A 17,027-nucleotide genomic window follows, 5' to 3' on the forward strand; every position below is an offset into this window, starting at 1 on the left:
CGGCGGGTTTCCGGCAGCGGTCCGCCGGCTGACCGCTGCCGGTCCGTCGGCGCCCGGCGACCGGTGGGTGGTCCCTGTGGGGTGCCCCCCGGCCGCCGGGCGGGCTTGTCCTCAAACGCCGGACGGGCTTGCTTCGGCTGGGGTTGTCCTCAAGCGCCGGACGGGCTTGATTTTGGCTGGAGTTGTTCTCAGGCGTCCGACGGACTTGTACCGGCTGCCGCGCTCCTCGCGGTACGGCCCTGCGGCGTGCGGCTCCGTATCGCCCGCACGCCGAGGAACAGGAGGACCCCGATCGGGGAGAGCAGTACGGTCAGGGCCAGCAGCGGGGACATCACGAGTGGGTGGATGGCCAAGCGGCGGGACTCGCGGTACATCCACTGGCCGAGGAAGAGATCCCAGGCGATGACCTGCGCCCAGATCGCCGCCGCGCCGCCGTCCAGGGCCATCAGGTCCTGGAATCCGCCCAGTTCGGGGCGGGACACGGAGGAGCTGGCGGGGGGCGCGTGAGGTCGTCGCCGGGCTGGTCGAGCGGCGGGAGTGGAAGGCGGCGCCGGAGGGTCCGGCGGGTGAGGCGCTGGCCGGTGCGCTGGCCACGCTGCGGGGCCTGGGGCACGGCAAGTTCGAGGAGGTGCTCGACGTCTACGCCGACGCCTGCGAGCGGATAGCGACGGCGGATTTGGCGTACGTCGGTGGCGCGCCGGACATGGAGCGGCTGGTCGAGGGCGTCGTCGTGGGCACCGTCATCGGGGACGCGGTGCTCTCGGCCATGCGGCGGATGGCACACGCGGACGCCTCGGCCCGGGTGTACGGCGAGGGGGCCGCCGGCTGAGGGCGCGGTCGGCGCCAAGACGACGGGCCGTCAGGCAGCAGCTGCCGTGACGGTCCGTCGGTCAACTCGTGGTCAGGAAGCGGCCGGTGACTCCTGCTCCGCCTCCACCGTCGCGTTCCACTCCTTCTTGGACGCCTGCCAGCCGTCCTCGTCGTGGCCGCGGCGCCAGTAACCGGAGATCGAGAGGTCGGCGCGCGGGATCTCGCGCTCGACGCGCAGCAGACGGCGGAGCTCCTTCACGAAGCCCGCCTCGCCGTGCACGAACGCCTGGACCCGGCCCGCGGGCCACTCCAGCGCCCGTACCGCGTCGACCAGCCGCTCGCCGACCGGCGCACCGTTGCGGTGCAGCCACACGACCTCCGCGCCCGCCGGTGCCCGCAGCTTCTGCTCCTCGCGGGCGTCCGGCACCTCGATGAAGGCGCGCACCACGGCGTCCTCCGGCATCCCGGCGAGCGATGCCGCGATGGCCGGCAGCGCGCTCTCGTCCCCGGCGAGCAGATGCCAGTCGGCCGCGGCCTCCGGGGCGTATGCGCCGCCCGGGCCGAGGAAACGGATCTCCTCGCCCGCCTCGGCCTGCTGCGCCCACGGCCCGGCCAGGCCCTCATCGCCGTGGATCACGAAGTCGACCGTCAGCTCCAGGGTCTGCGGGTCCCAGGCGCGCACCGTGTACGTCCGGGTGCGCGGCCACTGGTCGCGCGGGAAGTCGGCACGGATCTGCGCGATGTCGAACGGCTCCGGGTAGGTCACGCCCGGCGCCGGGAAGAGCAGCTTGATGTAGTGGTCGGTGTACTCGCCAGCGGGGAAGTCCGCCAGGCCCGCGCCGCCCAGAACGACCCGCATCATGTGCGGACTGAGGCGCTCGGTGTGGATCACGCGGGCGCGGTAGGTGACGGCCTTCCGGCGGGCGGGACGTTCGGCGGGACGGTCTGCTGCCACGGTGGGCCCCCTGGGCACTCTCAGAATAAGTTAGGTACACCTAACCTAACAGCACATCATGAGAGCACGCTGAGGACACGCTGCAGCGAGCCGCCCAGACCCCACTGCCCGGCCAGCTCCTCCAGCGTCGCGGGATCGGCCGGCTCCTTCGGCACGGCAGGGTCGAAGGAGGGCAGCGCGACGTCCGTGGCGACGCGGACGACCGTGGGCGCGACCTCGAGGTACGGGCGGGCCTCGGCCAGCCGCTTGCGCTGCGTGGGCGTGAGCTTCGCCGCCGGGTCGTCGACGGCGGCCATGATCCCGGGCAGGTCGCCGAAGGTCGCCAGCAGCTTGGCCGCGGTCTTCTCGCCGATGCCCGGCACGCCCGGCAGACCGTCGCTGGGGTCGCCGCGCAGCAGCGCCAGGTCCGCATAGCCCGCGCCGTCCACGCCGTACTTCTCGCGGAGCCACGCCTCGTCGGTGAGCTGGAGGGTGCCGACGCCCTTGAGCGGATACAGCACGCGGACGCCGCGCCGGTCGTCGACGAGCTGGTACAGATCGCGGTCGCCGGTGACGATGTCGACCGGGCCCGCGGCGCGCGTGGCGAGCGTGCCGATGATGTCGTCCGCCTCGTATCCCGCCGCGCCCACGCGCGCGATGCCCAGCGCGTCCAGTACCGCCTCGATCACCGGGACCTGGGGCGAGAGCGTGTCCGGGACCTCCTCGACGTCCGGCGCGGGGGAGCCCTCGGGGGCCTCCTCGGCGACGCGGTGCGCCTTGTACGTCGGAATGAGGTCGACCCGCCACTGGGGGCGCCAGTCGGCGTCCATGCAGGCCACGAGGTCGTCCGGGTGGTGGTCCTGGAGGAGGCGGGCGATGAAGTCCAGCAGGCCGCGGACGGCGTTGACGGGCGTGCCGTCCGCGGCGCGGACGGAGTCCGGCACGCCGAAGTACGCGCGGAAGTACAGCGAGGCGGTGTCGAGGAGCATCAGGCGTCGAGTCACACGCCGATGATGCCGTACGCCACCGACAACGCCGGACGCACGCCACGACGAGGCCGGACATGCGCCATGACCAGGCCGGACGCGCGCCGCCCCGCGCGGGACTCCGCGCACCCCCTCGCGAATGGGTCGCGAGCCGCCGTGTACGGGTCGCGAGTGACCTCGCGTCAAACGTGTGCTGTCTGTGAGGCGAGTCACTGTTGTGTTTGGCGTGAATAAAGGGGGGCAGGCGCGGACCCGGAGCGGAACCGGTAAGGAATTCAACTTCTTCTTTTCCCGGCGCAGGCGGCCCGAAGCCGTGCCGCTCCACGGCCCCTCCCCAGCCTTTCGGCCTGGGGATCACCCATGGCTGGGACGGGCCGTTCCTTGGTTCGACCAGAGAGGTGTATGTGTCCAGGCTGCAAGCCGAGCACCTGTACAAAGTGTTCGGCAGACGACCCGATGACGCCGTGCGGAAACTCGAGAACGGGGCGACCCGTGACGAGCTGCGCGCCGAGGGCACGACGGCAGCGGTGATCGACGCGTCGTTCACCGTGGACGAAGGCCAGATCTTCGTTGTCATGGGTCTGTCGGGTTCCGGCAAGTCCACGCTGCTGCGCATGCTGAACGGGCTGCTGGAGCCGACCGCGGGCAGTGTGCGGTTCGACGGCCAGGACCTGACCACGCTCAGCCCCAAAGAGCTGCGCAGGGTCCGTTCCCAGAAGATCTCCATGGTCTTCCAGCACTTCGCGCTCTTCCCGCACCGCAGCGTCCTGGAGAACGCCGCGTACGGCCTGGAGGTCCAGGGCGTACCGAAGGCCGAGCGCCAGAAGCGTGCCCATGAGGCGCTGGAGCTGGCCGGTCTGAAGGGCTGGGAGAAGTCCTGGCCCGACGAGCTGTCCGGCGGCATGCAGCAGCGTGTGGGCCTGGCCCGCGCGCTGGCGACCGACGCGGACCTGCTGCTGATGGACGAGTCCTTCAGCGCGCTGGACCCGCTGATCCGCCGCGACATGCAGGACCAGCTCCTGGAGCTGCAGAAGACGCTGAAGAAGACCATCGTCTTCATCACCCACGACCTGAACGAGGCCATGCGGCTCGGCGACCGGATCGCCGTCATGCGCGACGGCCGGATCGTGCAGAACGGCTCGGCCGAGGACATCCTCGTACGGCCCTCCAACGACTACGTCGCGTCCTTCATCCAGGACGTCGACCGCACCCGGGTGCTGACCGCCGGCGCGATCATGACGGACGTGGCGTCGGTGCTGGGCAGCAAGGACGCCGACGGTACGGAGATATCCACCGCCGAGCAGTTCCGCGCCGCGGCGCCCGCCACGGTCACCAAGGACACCCCGCTCGTCGACCTGTTCGCGCCCTGCTCCGCCAGCGCGGTGCCGGTGGCCGTGGCCGACGCGGCCGGGGAGCTCATCGGCGCGGTACCGGCGCAGAAGCTGCTGGCCGCGCTCGGCGAGCCCGAGCCCCAGGCCCAGGACGCCGTCGCCGCCGTTCCCGCGCAGCCCGCCCCCGAGGACAAGAAGCCCGTGGCCACGGACGAAGCGGCCGAGGACGCCGCATCCGAGGACACGGACGGCAAGGACGCCGACGAGAGCAAGGTGATCGCCGGTGCCTAGGATCGAGATCGGCACGTGGGCCGCCGCGGCCGTCAAATGGCTGCAGTCGAACGTCGACTGGCTCTTCGGCTTCATCACGCACGTGCTCAACGCCGTGTACGGCTTCTTCCACATGGTGCTCGCCGCGCCGGAGCCGCTGTTCCTCGCGGGCATCCTCGCGGTGCTCGCCTGGTGGCTGCGCGGCTTCCTCGCCGCGGCGCTCACCTTCCTCGGTTTCGCACTGATCGACTCGATCGAACAGTGGGACACGACCATGGAGAGTCTCTCCCTGGTCCTGGTGGCCTGCCTGGTCATCGTGGTCATCTCGGTGCCGCTGGGCATCTGGGCCGCCCGCAACCGCGCGGTCAGCGGCGCGGTGCGCCCGGTGCTGGACCTGATGCAGACGATGCCGGCGATGGTCTACCTCATCCCGGGCATCCTCTTCTTCGGCCTCGGCGTGGTCCCCGGCATCGTGGCGACCATCGTCTTCGCCATGCCGCCCGCCGTCCGCATGACCGAGCTGGGCATCCGGCAGGTCGACGCGGAGCTGGTGGAGGCGGCCGACGCCTTCGGCACGCACCCGCGCCGCACGCTCTTCCGCGTGCAGATCCCGCTCGCGCTGCCCACGATCATGGCCGGTATCAACCAGGTCATCATGCTGGCGCTGTCCATGGTCGTCATCGCCGGCATGGTCGGCGGCGGCGGTCTGGGCTCCTCCGTCTACGACGCGATCAGCTCCGTCGACGTGGGCCTGGGCACCGAGGCCGGTCTCGCGGTGGTCATCCTCGCGATGTACCTGGACCGCATGACCGGCGCCCTGAACCAGCGGGTCTCGCCGCTCGGCCGGCGCGCGCTGGCCAAGGCGCAGGCCGCGCTCGGCGGCCTGAAGTTCCTGCAGTGGCGCCCGGCGACCTCGCTCGCGATGACCGGTGTGGTCGTGCTCGCGCTGGCCGCCGGCGGCATGAACGCCTTCGGCAGCAAGGGCAGCGACGCCGCCGCGGGCATCGGTGACGGCCGTCAGATCAACCTCGGCTACGTCAACTGGGACGAGGGCAAGGCCACCACGTACCTGTGGAAGGAGCTGCTGGAGCAGCGCGGCTTCAAGCCCAAGGCGCAGGCCCTGGAGGCCGGCGCGCTCTACACGGGCCAGGCCCAGGGCGACATCGACGTGCAGACCAACTCCTGGCTGCCGGTGACGCACGAGTCGTACTGGAAGAAGTACAAGGACAAGCTCGAGGACTACGGCGCCTGGTACGACAAGACCTCGCTGGAGATCGCCGTCCCGTCCTACGTCAAGGGCGTGAAGACGCTCGACGACCTCAAGGGCAAGGGCAAGGAGTTCGGCGGCAAGATCGTCGGCATCGAGCCGGGCGCCGGCGAGATGAAGATCGTCAAGGACAAGGTCCTCAAGGACTACGGCCTGGACGGCGAGTACAAGCTCCAGCAGTCCAGCACCTCCTCGATGCTGGCCGAGCTGGACCGTTCCATCAAGGCCAAGAAGCCGGTCGCGGTGACCCTGTGGTCCCCGCACTGGGCCTACAGCAAGCACAAGCTGACCAAGCTCAAGGACCCCAAGGGCTCCTTCGGCTCCGGTGACGGCATCCACGCGCTGGGCCGCAAGGGCTTCGCCAAGGACGAGCCGCAGGTCGCCTCGTGGATGAAGAACTTCCACCTGGACGAGAAGCAGCTCACCAGCCTGGAAGCGGCGATCCAGGACGCCGGCAAGGGGCACGAGCAGGACGGTGTCCGCGCCTGGCTGAAGAAGAACCCGGGCATGGCCGACAAGCTGGCCCCCGCGGCGGGTTCGTACGCCAAGGGCAAGGACGCGGGCGCCGCGCCGAACATCGGCTACCCGTCCTGGGACGAGGGCATCGCCACCTCGTTCCTGTGGAAGTACGTCCTGGAGCAGCGCGGCTACAAGCCGAAGATGCGCAACCTCGACGTGGGTCCGATGTGGACCGGGCTGTCCACCGGCCAGGTCGACGTCGAGATGGACGCCTGGCTGCCGGTCGCGCAGAAGCAGTACTGGGACAAGTACAAGAAGGATCTTGTCGACCTCGGTGCGTGGTACGACAAGACGTCCCTGGAGATCGCGGTGCCTTCCTATGTGAAGGGCGTGAAGACCATGGACGATCTGCGCAAGCACAAGGACGAGTTCAAGGGCAAGATCATCGGCATCGAGCCGGGCACCGGTGAGATGAAGCGCCTGAAGAGCAAGGTCCTGCCCGCGTACGGCCTGCAGAACATGAAGGTCACCGAGGCCGGTACCAGCGCCATGCTCGCCGAGCTGGAGCGGGCGATCGGCAAGAAGGAGCCGATCGCGGTCGTCCTGTGGTCGCCGCACTGGGCGTACGACAAGTACCCCCTGACCAAGCTGAAGGACCCGAAGGGCACCTGGGGCGCCAACAACCAGATCAAGACGGTCGCGAACAAGAGCTTCCCGAAGAAGTACGGGGAGTTCAACGACTGGCTGAAGAACTGGCACATGAAGCCCGACGAGCTGGCGAGCCTGGAGGCGGCCATCAACGAGGCGGGCACCGGCCACGAGGAAGAAGGCGTCAAGAAGTGGGTCGACGCGCACCCGGGCATCGTCGATGAGATGGCCCCGGTGAAGTGACACACATGATGCCGCACCGGTCCTGACCGGTCGTCTTCCAGGACGGGCCCCGCCACCGCACTCCGGTGGCGGGGCCCGTCCGCGTGCCAGCAGGCCCTGCCGTCGTGGCAATAGCCCCTGCCGTGGGGCCTACTGTGGAGCGATGACCTCTCACGCTGCCGTACGCAAGGTGGTCTCGCTCGTCCCGTCCCTGACCGAGGCGGTCGCCGCCACCGCGCCGGAGCTGCTGGCCGGCGTCACGGACTGGTGCAGCCACCCCGCCGGCCTGGACGTGCCGCGCATCGGCGGCACGAAGAACCCCGACACCGCGCGGATCGCGGCCCTCGCCCCCGACCTCGTGATCGCCAACGAGGAGGAGAACCGCCCGGCCGACCTCGCCGCGCTGCGTGCCGCGGGCCTGAACGTGCTGGTCACCGAGGTCCGCGACCTGCCGCAGGCGTTCCGCGAACTGGACCGCGTCCTCGTGCGTGGCTGCGGGCTGGCCCGCCCCGGCTGGCTGGACGCGGCGGAGGCGGCCTGGCGGGAGGTACCGGCGTACGCCCCGGACCTGGCCGCCGTGGTGCCCATCTGGCGGCGGCCGTGGATGGTGCTCGGCCGGGCCACCTTCGCGGGCGACCTGCTGGCCCGGCTGGGCGTGCGGAACCTGTACGCGGACCATGCCGAGCGCTACCCGAAGATCCCCCTGGAACAGCTGAACAACCGCGGCGCCGACCTCGTCGTCCTTCCCGACGAGCCGTACCGCTTCGCCGCCGACGACGGGCCCGAGTCCTTCCCCGGACTGCCCGCCGCGCTGGTCAGCGGGCGCCATCTCACCTGGTACGGGCCGTCGTTGGCGGAGGCGCCCGCCGTGCTGCGGGCGGCGCTGGAGGCGGCGGCATAGCCGAACGGCGGTGCACCGGGGGCCGTGGGCCGGTGCACCGCCGGTCTTGGAGCCGGTCATGGACCGGGTCTCGGAGCGGGGCTCGGACGGTGGTTCTCAGGCGGCCTTCGGGGCCGGGGCCGAGGCGGGCGGCGCGAGGAGCGTGCCGCGGAAGAGGCCGCGCGCGGTGTACACGAAGGCCGTCACCCAGCCCGCCACCAGGAGCAGGTACAGCCCGACGGTGAGCCAGTCGTACAGGGCCAGTCCGGTGTGCCCTGCCAGCCCGGCCGCGCCGGTGACGCAGGTGCCGACGGGGAAGGTGAAGGCCCACCACGTCATCGAGAAGCGCATCCCGCTGCGGAAGGCGCGGACCACCATCGCGGCGGACAGCCCCAGCCACAGCAGCGCGAACCCCATGACCGGCACGCCGTACAGCACGGAGAAGGCGGTCATCGCGTCGGCGTAGGAGGAGCCGGCGGCGGGCGCGGCGTTGGCGAGGTTGCTCACCGCGGTGGTGGACTGGCCGAGCGGGCCGAGTACGAGGATCAGCGCGGGGGTCGCGGCGAGCGGCAGCGGCCCGTGGTGGATCAGCCGCGAGACCACCAGCGGCAGCATCGCGAGCACGGTCAGCAGGGACAGGCCGAACATGCCGTAACAGCCGAGCAGCATCGCATCGCGCCACTGGCCGGCGGGCAGGTGCGGGATCAGGCCGGGGCCGATGGCCGCGGAGACCATCGGGGCGACGATCGGCAGCAGCCAGGCGGGGGAGGCCGTCCCCGCGTCGATCCGGTGCCGGGTCACCATCAGGTACGGGATGGCCGCCGCGGCGACCAGGCCGGTCACGGTCCCCGCGATCCACAGCACGCCGTCGACCGCCGCGGCCGCCGACACGCCGATCACGTCCTTGCCGACGGCGAGCGTGCCGCCGCCGACCGCCAGCATGGCCATCGCCAGACAGCCGTAGAACGGCGCCACCATCGGGTCGAGCAGATGCGCCCTGGCCTGGTCGGTGTGGCGGATCCAGTGCGCGGCGCGGGCGGCGAGCAGGACGACCAGCATGACGGCCGACAGCGCCCAGACGACCTCGTACACGGTGTGCAGCACGCCCGTCCGCACCGGGAGCGTGGCACCGGCGTTGGCGATGATCGCCGTGCCCATGACGGCGGCGTACCAGTTGGGGCCGAGGTGCCGTACCGAGCCGCGGGTGCGGCCTCGGGGGCCCGTCACGGGGCGGGAGCGGGGTTGCGCGAGGGTAGCCATGCCTCCAGAGTTCCTTCGCGCGCCTGCCCCCACCAGGGACATCATGTCTATGAGGGCATAACCTGGATTTATGAGTGAAGCGGAGCGGGCACACGGGAACGGCACGCCGGACGGGGCGCACGACGGCCGACTGGCATATCGCGTACCGGATCTGGCCGCGCTGGAACTGCTGCTCGCCGTGGCGCGGCTGGGCAGCCTGGGCCGGGCCGCCAAGGAGCTGGGCATCTCCCAGCCCGCGGCCAGCAGCCGCATCCGTTCCATGGAGCGGCAGTTGGGCGTCGGCCTGGTGGAGCGCTCGCCGCGCGGCTCCCGCCTGACCGACGCGGGCGCGCTCGTCACGGACTGGGCGCGACGGATCGTGGAGGCGGCCGAGGCGTTCGACGCGGGCGCGCAGGCGCTGCGGGGCCGGCGGGACTCCCGGCTGCGGGTCACCGCGAGCATGACCATCGCCGAGTACCTGCTGCCCGGCTGGCTGATCGCGCTGCGCACCCAGCGCCCGGACACCGCGGTGTCGCTCTTCGCGGGCAACTCCGCGGTGGTCGCGGAGCGCGTCCTCTCCGGCGAGGCCGACCTCGGCTTCGTCGAGGGCCTGGACATACCGCCCGGCCTGGACGGCGCGGTCATCGCCCACGACCGCCTGGTGGTCGTGGCCGCCCCCTCCCACCCCTGGTCCCGCCGCCGCACCCCCCTCACCGCCCGCGAACTGGCGGCCACCCCCCTGATCCTCCGCGAGCACGGATCGGGCACCCGCCAGGTCCTGGACGCGGCCCTCGCGGTATGCGGTCCCCTCGCGCCGCCACTACTCGAACTGGCCTCGACGACCGCGGTGAAGGCCGCAGCGGTCAGCGGCGCGGGCCCGTCGGTCCTCAGCGAACTCGTGGTGGGCGAGGAACTGGCGGCACGACGGCTGGTGGAGGTTCCGGTACCGGGAATCCGCCTGGGCCGGGATCTACGGGCGGTGTGGCCGGCGGGGCAGCGGCCCACGGGGCCGGCGCGGGAGTTGTTGGGGCTTACCCGGAAGGTGGGCTGACGCCTTCTGTGGAGCGCTGCTCCGGAAAGCGAAGGCCGTCGGTTCGAATCCGAGAGGAAAGGCCGTTCGTGGGCACGCGGGCCTGGCTCAGGTGGAGACAGGAGTGCGGGACAGGGCGGTGCGCAGCGCGAAGACGCCGAGCAGGCCGCCTGCCGTGAACCGCTGGGCGGTCATGACGCGGGGCCGGGCGGCCAGAAATCCGGACACCCGTGCCGCGCCCAGCATGATCAGAGCGTTCACGGAGATCCCCACGATGATCTGCACACCACCGAGCTGGAGCAGTTGCCCCCAGGCCGGGCCTGCCTGCGGGTCCAGGAACTGGGGCAGCAGGGCGGCATACATAAGAGCGATCTTGGGGTTGAGCAGGTTGGTCAGCAGCCCCATCGAGAACAGGCGGGCATCGGAGACCGGAGGCAGGTCCTGGGCCGGGGTGAAGGGCGAGCGGCCGCCGGGCTTGAGCATGCCCCAGGCGAGGTAGGCCAGGTAGGCGGCCCCGGCGAGCTTGACCACCGTGAACGCCAGCGGCACGGCGGCGAACAACGCGGACAGGCCCGCAGCCGCGGCCAGCAGATAGCACACGAAACCCACGGCGGTCCCGCTGAGGCTGACCAGGCCCGCCCTGCGGCCCTGGGTGATCGCGCGGGAGGCGAGATGGATCATGTTCGGCCCCGGAGTCAGGGCCATGCCCAGTTCGACCAGGGCCACTCCTCCGACTGCGGTCAGAGTGATCACCGGTCAACCTCCTGGTTTTTCGTCGGGTACCCGGTACCCGGAGTGGGGAGTCGCCCGGCTGCTACGGACGGCTGCGACGCATCAGCAGTGCCTGCCTCGCCTGATGCAGGATACGGCCCTGCCGCTTGGTAACTTCATGCACCCCTGCCCCCATGCCCAGCCCGCCGACGACATCAACGGCAGTCGACACCTCCGTCTCAGTTCCCGGCTCATCCAGCGCCGTTCATGGCCGTTCAGGCGAGGCCGAAGGTTCAAGCAGGGGTTCGTGACGGTGCCAGATGAGGTAGCGATCCTCCCTGCGTAGTTCCGCGGAGCCCCACTCGGCTCTCATGACTCCTCGTTCCATCGAACAGGCGTAGGCGACGAGGACGAGGCGTACATCTTCGGGGAGGAGACCGAGGTCCGGGTGGACCTCGGTGTCGTCCAGGTCCTCCAGGCCGAGGTCGAACGCTTGCTGCATGGGTTCCGGCCCATGGCGGCGGATGAGGTCTGCACGTAATCCCGTCGCGCTTCTGAGGCGGGCGGCCGTGACGGGCACGTCCTTCTTCGCGTAGCGGATGGGATAGAGGCCTCTCCCCGTGCGGCGCCGGAGCGCCCAGCAGCACCGACTCAAACCGTGCGCGGTGCCTGTGACTTGGGCAAGGGCGCATCGAGGGCGCAGGCGGAGCATGCAGGGCATGCTGACATCGACAGTGGTGAACGATCGCGTCCGACGTCGCTCCAGGATCAACTGTCCTGCGAGGCAACGGTGAGGGCGTGGGCGACGCAGTCTTCGGGCCGGGTCTTCCGTCCGGTCCTGTAGGCCGCCTCGTAGGCCGCGTCGCCCATGGCCTCGCGGATCTGTTGTGCGCAGGCTTGCCGGGCGGCGATGAGTTCAGGTGTTCCCATCTGCGTCAGGCCGAAGGAGCACCAGAGAGTGTCGGCGATGCCGAGCAGCCGAGCCGCTCTTTCCGGATCGATCGCGGCGACGGCCGGGGCCAGTGCGTCCAGGGCCAGCGAGGCTCCCAGGGTGTCGTGCAGCCGCCGTTTGACCTTGAGCGAGGCCCGGGCGTGCCGGACGGCGGTGGTCGGGTCGCCGTTGTTCAGTGCGGCCATGGACAGGAAGTACAGGGCATAGCCCCGCATCCACTGCTCGTCGCGCGCCTCGCTCTCCCGGCGCAGCATGTCGGCCGTCGCTTCTGCCTGGTCGAACTGGCCCAGTTGAAGGTGGGCGAACCACATGCTGCAGCGGATCAGGAACCTGGCGGCCGGCGAGCCCCCACCGCAATGGGGCGATCGGTGTGCCTCTTCGAGAAGGGCGATCGCGCGGGCCGGCCTGCCGGTCATCACCGGGTGCGTCCCTTCGAGGTAGAGCGCGGCTGCGGCTGCCGCCGGGTCGCCGAGTTGTTCGGCCATGGGTGTGCAGATGCCGTGCAGCGCAGCGGCGGCTTCGAAATCGGCTTGGCCGAGAGCCACCAGCCCGCGGGCCCACAGAGCCCAGAACCGTTCCGGGCCGGGCCCGGTGTCCGGCGTCTTGCCGAGAGCCCGGTCCAGGTAGTGGTTCCCTTCGCGCAGGAAGCCACAGCCGAACCAGAAGAACCACAGGTTGCCCGACATCTCCAGTGCAAGGTGCGGGTCCGCATGGGCGAGGCAGCGCTCCAGGGCAACGCGCAGGTTGGCGTGTTCGGCAGTCAGCCGCTCGGACCAGTCCACCTGCTCGGGACCGAACCACTCCCGCTCGCCGGTGCGGGCCAGGTACCGGTAGTAGTCCCGGTGCCGCCCCTGAAGCCCGGTCTGTTCGCCGAGCCTTGCCAGCCACTCCTGGCCGTACTCGCGCACGGTGTCCAGCATCGAATACCGGGGGCCGCGGGTGGTGCCCACCCGCTGGAGAATCGACTTGTCCACCAGAGCGGACAGCACCCCGGCCACCTCCCCGGTGCTCAGTGGCCCGCCGGCGCAGACCCATTCCGCCGCCTCCTGCTCGAAGCCGCCGGAGAACACCGACAGACGGGCCCAGGCAAGCCGCTCGAGCGACGCGCACAGCTCATGGCTCCAGCCGATCGTGGTCCGCAACGTCCGGTGCCGCGACAACGCCGGACGTGACAGTGCGCCCGAGTCGCCGGCGAGCGCGTCGAAGCGTGACTGCAACTGAGACAGCAACTCCGGCACGGACAGATCGGTCAGCCGGGCCGCGGCCAGTTCCAGGGCGAGCGGGATGCCGTCCAGGCGGCGGCAGATCTCCTCCACATCCGCCCGGTTGTGCTCGGTCAGCGCGAACCCCGGCACCACTGCAGCGGCCCGCCGGACGAACAGGGTCACCGCCTCGCACGGCTCTTCCGGTCCGCCGACCGCCGCGTCGGCAGGAGGCGGTGGCAGACGCAGCGGTGGCACCCGCAGCAGCCGCTCGCCACGGGTGGTCAACGGTTGCCGGCTGGTGGCCAGGATGCGCACGCCCGGCGCCGCCGCCAGCAATATCTCCACCGCCTGCGCACACGGCGGAAGCAGTTGTTCGCATCCGTCGAAGAGCAGCAGCAGCCGACGGTCCGCCAGCCACTCGCACAGCACCTCGTGCAGGGGGCGGGTGGTCTGATCGGCCAGCGGCAGCGCCTCGGCCACCACGCCGTACACCAGCTCCGGCTGTTGCAGGTCACCCAGCTCGACCAGCCAGATCCCGTCCGGGTACGCCGCTCCCGCCGTCTCGCACGCCTGCCGGGCCAGGCGGGACTTGCCCACTCCGCCCATGCCCGTGAGCGTCGTCAGCCGGGAATCGTTCAACAGATGCTTCAAGGCGTCCAGCTCGGCCCGTCGCCCCACGAACTCCGTCGGCTCGGGCGGCACATTTCCCCTCGGCCCCTCCGCGACGGCCGCGCCCACGGGAGCCCTCCTCGACACGTCACCCGGTTTCAGAAACAGCCAGTCTGACCGACACCGACGCGAGCAGGAAGCTTTGGCGGAAGTCGCCCCAACGAGATCAGTAAGCGATCGCGGAGGACCGCTTACTGACCCTTCGAGATTCGGCTCCGGGGCTCCGTGCGCGGATCAGTGGGCACCCTACGGGCGCGGTCTACCTTCGGTCTCGGGTGAACAGGGCTGTCAGGATCACCGCGGTGATCGCGCCTGCCGGGACTCCGCTGCCGAAGAGGGTGCGGGCCCAGACCGGCAGGGGGGTGTACAACTCCGGGGCGAGGATGGGGAGGAGGCCCGCCAGGAGGGTGAGGGCTACGACTGTGGTGGTGGGGCCCTCGGAGGTGTTGGCACGGCGGAGCATGCTGATGCCCATGGCGGCGATCACCGCGTAGATGACCAGGCCGGCGCCGCCCACCACTGGGGTGGGGAGGGTGGCCAGCAGGCGGGAGACCGGTGCCAGGAGGCCGACCAGGACGAGGAGGAGGCCGGCGCCGGCGGTGACGAAGCGGCTGCGGACTCGGGTGAGTTGGACGATGCCGATGTTTTCCGCGCTGGTCACCATGATGGAGGTGCCCAGCAGGCCCGCGGCGAGGGAGGTGAGTGCGTCGGCGCGGACCGTGCGGGGGACGTCGCGGGCGGGGTCCGGTTCGCGGCCCACCGCCTCGCTGTTGAGCACCGTCTGACCGGTGGCCTCGGCGAGGGAGGCGAGGGTGAAGACGATGAGGGGGATGGCGGCGAGGAGATCGAAGTGCGGGGCGCCGTAGGGGAAGGCGTGCGGGAGCGCGACGAACGGGCCGCCGTCGGGGACGGTGTTCATGCCCGTACCGGACAGGAGTGCGGTCGCGGTGCCTGCCGCGATGCCGACCAGTACCGACATCTGGCGCCAGACGCCGGGCAGTACGAGGTAACACAGCGCGGTGGCGCCGATGGTGACCAGAGCGAGCCATGTGTCGTGGGTGATCATCGGCGCGGTGACGTTGACCATGTTGATGCCGATGAGCAGGACGGTGGTGCCGAGGACGACCGGTGGGAAGAAGCGGACGATGTGGCGGTAGAGGGGGAGGATCGCCAGGAGGAAGGCCGCTGCGATCAGTACCGCGCCGGAGGCGGTGGCCGGGCCGTGTTGGTCGGCGGTCTGGAGGAAGATGGCCACCGCGGCGCCGCCCGGCAGCATCATGAAGGGCAGCCGGGCGCCGATCCGCAGGACGCCGAAGGACTGCAGCAGCGCCCCGGCCCCGCACAGTACGAGTGTCGCGCTGAGCAGGGCCGCCGTGCGGTCAGGGGGCAGACCGAGTCCGGTGGCGATCAGGAACGCGGTGGAGACCGGGGCCGCGAGCATCGCGAGGACGTGCTGCGCGGCCAGCGGCAGCAGCCGGTGCAGGGGGAGGCGTTCGTCCACCGGGTGGACCGGCCGGCCGTCGGGGCCGGGCGGTCCGCCGTCAGGGGCGTCGCCTCCGGTACGGGTGGTGCCGGCGGGGGCGGCCACGGCTCATCCCCGACCCGGCAGCCAGGGCAGTTCCTCGGCGCCGTAACGGTACGCACGGAACAGGGCGTTGTGCTGCGCCGGGAAGATCCGGCCCACCTCGGGCTCGCGGTAGCCGCCGAAGTGCGGGACGACGTACTCCCAGCAGAGGTACCCGTCGGCGGTGACCTCGAAGATCCGGCCGGCGGGGGAGTCGCAGATCAGGGTGTTGCCGTTCGGGAGGCGCTGCGCGCTGCCCATGAAGGGGGCGAAGAACGCCTCGCGGGCCGGGTCGTGGTACTCCCAGGCGATCTTCCCGGAGGACCGCTCGACCTCGATGACGCGGGAGAAGGGGACGTCCCAGTGCGGGCGGAAGACGCCGTTGTCGAAGATGAGGATGTTGCCGTTGGGCAGTTCGGTGGGGTTGTGCTGCTGGGAGACGACGCCGGGCTCGGTGCGCCAGACGATCTCGCCGGTCTCGCGGCTGATGATGATGACGGCTGAGGCGCTGCGGAGGCTGGCCAGGATGTTGCCGTCGGCGAGCGGGAGGACGGCGTTGATGAGGGGGTAGTGCTCGCGGGAGTAGTCGGGGTGCAGGGGGTATGCGTCGCGGTCGAGGTGGTCGGCGACGCGCCAGGACCACAGCTCCTTGCCGTCCGCGTCCACCTCCTTGATGGTGTCGGCCCAGACGGTCGGGCCGTCGGCGGTGACCGGCTCGGAGCCGGGGACGCCGCCGCGTACCGCCGCCGCGCGCTCGCCGGTCAGCGGCTCCAGCGCGGCGTAGAGGATCCGGCCGTCACCGCAGTGGTGCGCGTCGTGGTGCTGGAACGGGTCGATGTGCTCGCGGACGACGGTGCCCTCGGGGGTGATCTCCTGCATCACGCCGCCGCGGTACTTGTGCCACATCGGGAACAGCGCTTCCTGGTCCGGCAGTACGCCGTTGTAGGCGAGGTTGCCGTTGGGGAGGATGCGGGCGTGCCGGCCGGGCCGGTACGGCAGGTTCCACTGGTGGACGACCTCGCCGTGCAGATCGACGAGGTAGACCTCGCCGGTGCCGGTGAGCGGCGCGTAGAGCGTGTACCCGGGGTACGCGGCGTCCTCGTCGAGGGCGAGCAGGCCGGTGCCGCGCCGGCGGCGTGTGTTTTGATCGACAGCGGTCATGGCGGGTTCCCTTGTTCGTCTGTTCGTCAAACTTTGTTTGATGACGTCAAACAGGTTCGAGGGTAGGGGCCGTTTGTGGCAACGCCGTGAACGTGGCGATAAAGGGGAGAGGAAGTGCGGAATGCGTGAAGATCAGGAGGCGCCGCAGGTCGGCCGGGCGGTGCGGCGCCGCCGCCGCGCGCTGGACCTGACGCTCGCCGAGCTGGCGGCCCGTACCGGCCTGTCCAAGCCCTTCCTGAGCCAGGTCGAGAACGACCGGGCCCGCCCCAGCATGCGCTCGCTCCAGCGCATCGCCGACGCGCTGGGGACGACGGCGGTGCAGCTGCTCGGCGCGGCGGAGGACCGCCGGGCCGTCGACGTGGTGCGCGCGGAGACCGGTGCCGCGCTGGAGGACGGCGCGGCGGGCACGGTGCGGCCGCTGGTCCGCGGTCAACAGCAGTTGCACGCGCTGGAGTTCACCGGCGCGCACGAGTGGGGGCGGGAGTTCCGGCACCCGAACGATGAGCTGCTGTATGTCGTCGAGGGGGCCGTGGAGGCGGAGGCCGAGGGGGAGCGGTACGAACTGGGCCGCGGTGACACGCTCTACTGCACGGGCGGGGTGACGCACCGATGGCGTGCCCTGGAGGGGGGCACGCGGGTGCTTCTGGTGGGGGTGGCTGACGACATCGGGCTCTGAGCCGCCGCCCGTG

The 17,027-nt window shown here is 71.0% G+C and carries 14 protein-coding genes and 1 pseudogene; 6 read left to right on the plus strand and 9 right to left on the minus strand.

Annotated elements, in window-relative coordinates; genetic code table 11:
• Positions 1-188: 188 nt before the first annotated feature.
• Positions 189-485: pseudogene (locus tag IG84_RS0127410) on the minus strand (abscisic acid-deficient protein Aba4 family protein); the annotation flags it as partial.
• Between the two features lie 143 nt (positions 486-628).
• Between IG84_RS0127410 and IG84_RS39055 the strand changes: the two are divergent.
• Positions 629-829 (plus strand): hypothetical protein, encoded by a 201-nt coding sequence (locus IG84_RS39055; protein ID WP_051862514.1) that lies wholly within the window; start codon positions 629-631, stop codon positions 827-829.
• A 72-nt stretch (positions 830-901) separates the two neighbouring features.
• Here IG84_RS39055 and IG84_RS0127420 read toward each other — a convergent pair whose 3' ends face one another.
• On the minus strand, positions 902-1,765 hold the full coding sequence (locus IG84_RS0127420) for a siderophore-interacting protein (protein WP_031062592.1): 864 nt from the start codon (positions 1,763-1,765) through the stop codon (positions 902-904).
• Between the two features lie 56 nt (positions 1,766-1,821).
• Positions 1,822-2,733 (minus strand): 5'-3' exonuclease, encoded by a 912-nt coding sequence (locus IG84_RS0127425; protein WP_031062593.1) that lies wholly within the window; start codon positions 2,731-2,733, stop codon positions 1,822-1,824.
• 401 nt (positions 2,734-3,134) lie between these two features.
• Between IG84_RS0127425 and IG84_RS0127430 the strand changes: the two genes are divergently transcribed.
• The 3 genes from IG84_RS0127430 to IG84_RS0127440 all read left to right on the plus strand — a co-directional run bounded on the left by IG84_RS0127430 (position 3,135) and on the right by IG84_RS0127440 (position 7,828).
• The gene (locus IG84_RS0127430) at positions 3,135-4,352 is read left to right on the plus strand and encodes a quaternary amine ABC transporter ATP-binding protein (protein ID WP_037800935.1); all 1,218 of its coding nucleotides are present in this window, start codon (positions 3,135-3,137) and stop codon (positions 4,350-4,352) included.
• Complete coding sequence (locus IG84_RS0127435) at positions 4,345-6,948, plus strand: ABC transporter permease/substrate binding protein (RefSeq protein WP_031062597.1); 2,604 nt, start codon at positions 4,345-4,347, stop codon at positions 6,946-6,948. Before IG84_RS0127430 ends, IG84_RS0127435 begins: the two co-directional genes overlap by 8 nt.
• A 142-nt stretch (positions 6,949-7,090) precedes the next feature.
• Positions 7,091-7,828, plus strand: a complete 738-nt coding sequence (locus IG84_RS0127440; protein ID WP_031062599.1) for a helical backbone metal receptor — start codon at positions 7,091-7,093, stop codon at positions 7,826-7,828.
• 96 nt (positions 7,829-7,924) lie between these two features.
• Here the strand turns inward: IG84_RS0127440 and IG84_RS0127445 are convergent, their stop codons facing one another.
• Positions 7,925-9,067 (minus strand): TDT family transporter, encoded by a 1,143-nt coding sequence (locus tag IG84_RS0127445; RefSeq protein WP_031062601.1) that lies wholly within the window; start codon positions 9,065-9,067, stop codon positions 7,925-7,927.
• 70 nt (positions 9,068-9,137) lie between these two features.
• On the opposite strand from IG84_RS0127445, the gene IG84_RS0127450 reads away from it, so the two are divergent.
• A complete protein-coding gene (locus IG84_RS0127450; RefSeq protein ID WP_078649457.1) occupies positions 9,138-10,097 on the plus strand; it encodes a LysR family transcriptional regulator in 960 nt (319 codons plus the stop codon).
• A gap of 87 nt (positions 10,098-10,184) precedes the next feature.
• Here IG84_RS0127450 and IG84_RS0127455 read toward each other — a convergent pair whose 3' ends face one another.
• The 5 genes from IG84_RS0127455 to IG84_RS0127475 all read right to left on the minus strand — a co-directional run bounded on the left by IG84_RS0127455 (position 10,185) and on the right by IG84_RS0127475 (position 16,338).
• Entirely contained in the window at positions 10,185-10,829 is a 645-nt protein-coding gene (locus tag IG84_RS0127455) for a LysE family translocator (protein WP_031062606.1), read from the minus strand.
• A 223-nt stretch (positions 10,830-11,052) separates the two neighbouring features.
• Complete coding sequence (locus tag IG84_RS40105) at positions 11,053-11,289, minus strand: hypothetical protein (protein ID WP_425424068.1); 237 nt, start codon at positions 11,287-11,289, stop codon at positions 11,053-11,055.
• A gap of 266 nt (positions 11,290-11,555) precedes the next feature.
• A complete protein-coding gene (locus IG84_RS0127465) occupies positions 11,556-13,682 on the minus strand; it encodes an ATP-binding protein (protein WP_031062609.1) in 2,127 nt (708 codons plus the stop codon).
• A 190-nt stretch (positions 13,683-13,872) separates the two neighbouring features.
• On the minus strand, positions 13,873-15,201 hold the full coding sequence (locus IG84_RS0127470; RefSeq protein ID WP_245659624.1) for a uracil-xanthine permease family protein: 1,329 nt from the start codon (positions 15,199-15,201) through the stop codon (positions 13,873-13,875).
• A 3-nt stretch (positions 15,202-15,204) separates the two neighbouring features.
• A complete protein-coding gene (locus IG84_RS0127475; RefSeq protein WP_031062614.1) occupies positions 15,205-16,338 on the minus strand; it encodes an aryl-sulfate sulfotransferase in 1,134 nt (377 codons plus the stop codon).
• Between the two features lie 121 nt (positions 16,339-16,459).
• Between IG84_RS0127475 and IG84_RS0127480 the strand changes: the two genes are divergently transcribed.
• Entirely contained in the window at positions 16,460-17,014 is a 555-nt protein-coding gene (locus tag IG84_RS0127480) for a helix-turn-helix domain-containing protein (RefSeq protein ID WP_031062615.1), read from the plus strand.
• Positions 17,015-17,027: the final 13 nt, after the last annotated feature.

The sequence above is a fragment of the Streptomyces ochraceiscleroticus genome, from assembly GCF_000720485.1.
Classification (GTDB): Bacteria; Actinomycetota; Actinomycetes; order Streptomycetales; family Streptomycetaceae; genus Streptomyces; species Streptomyces ochraceiscleroticus.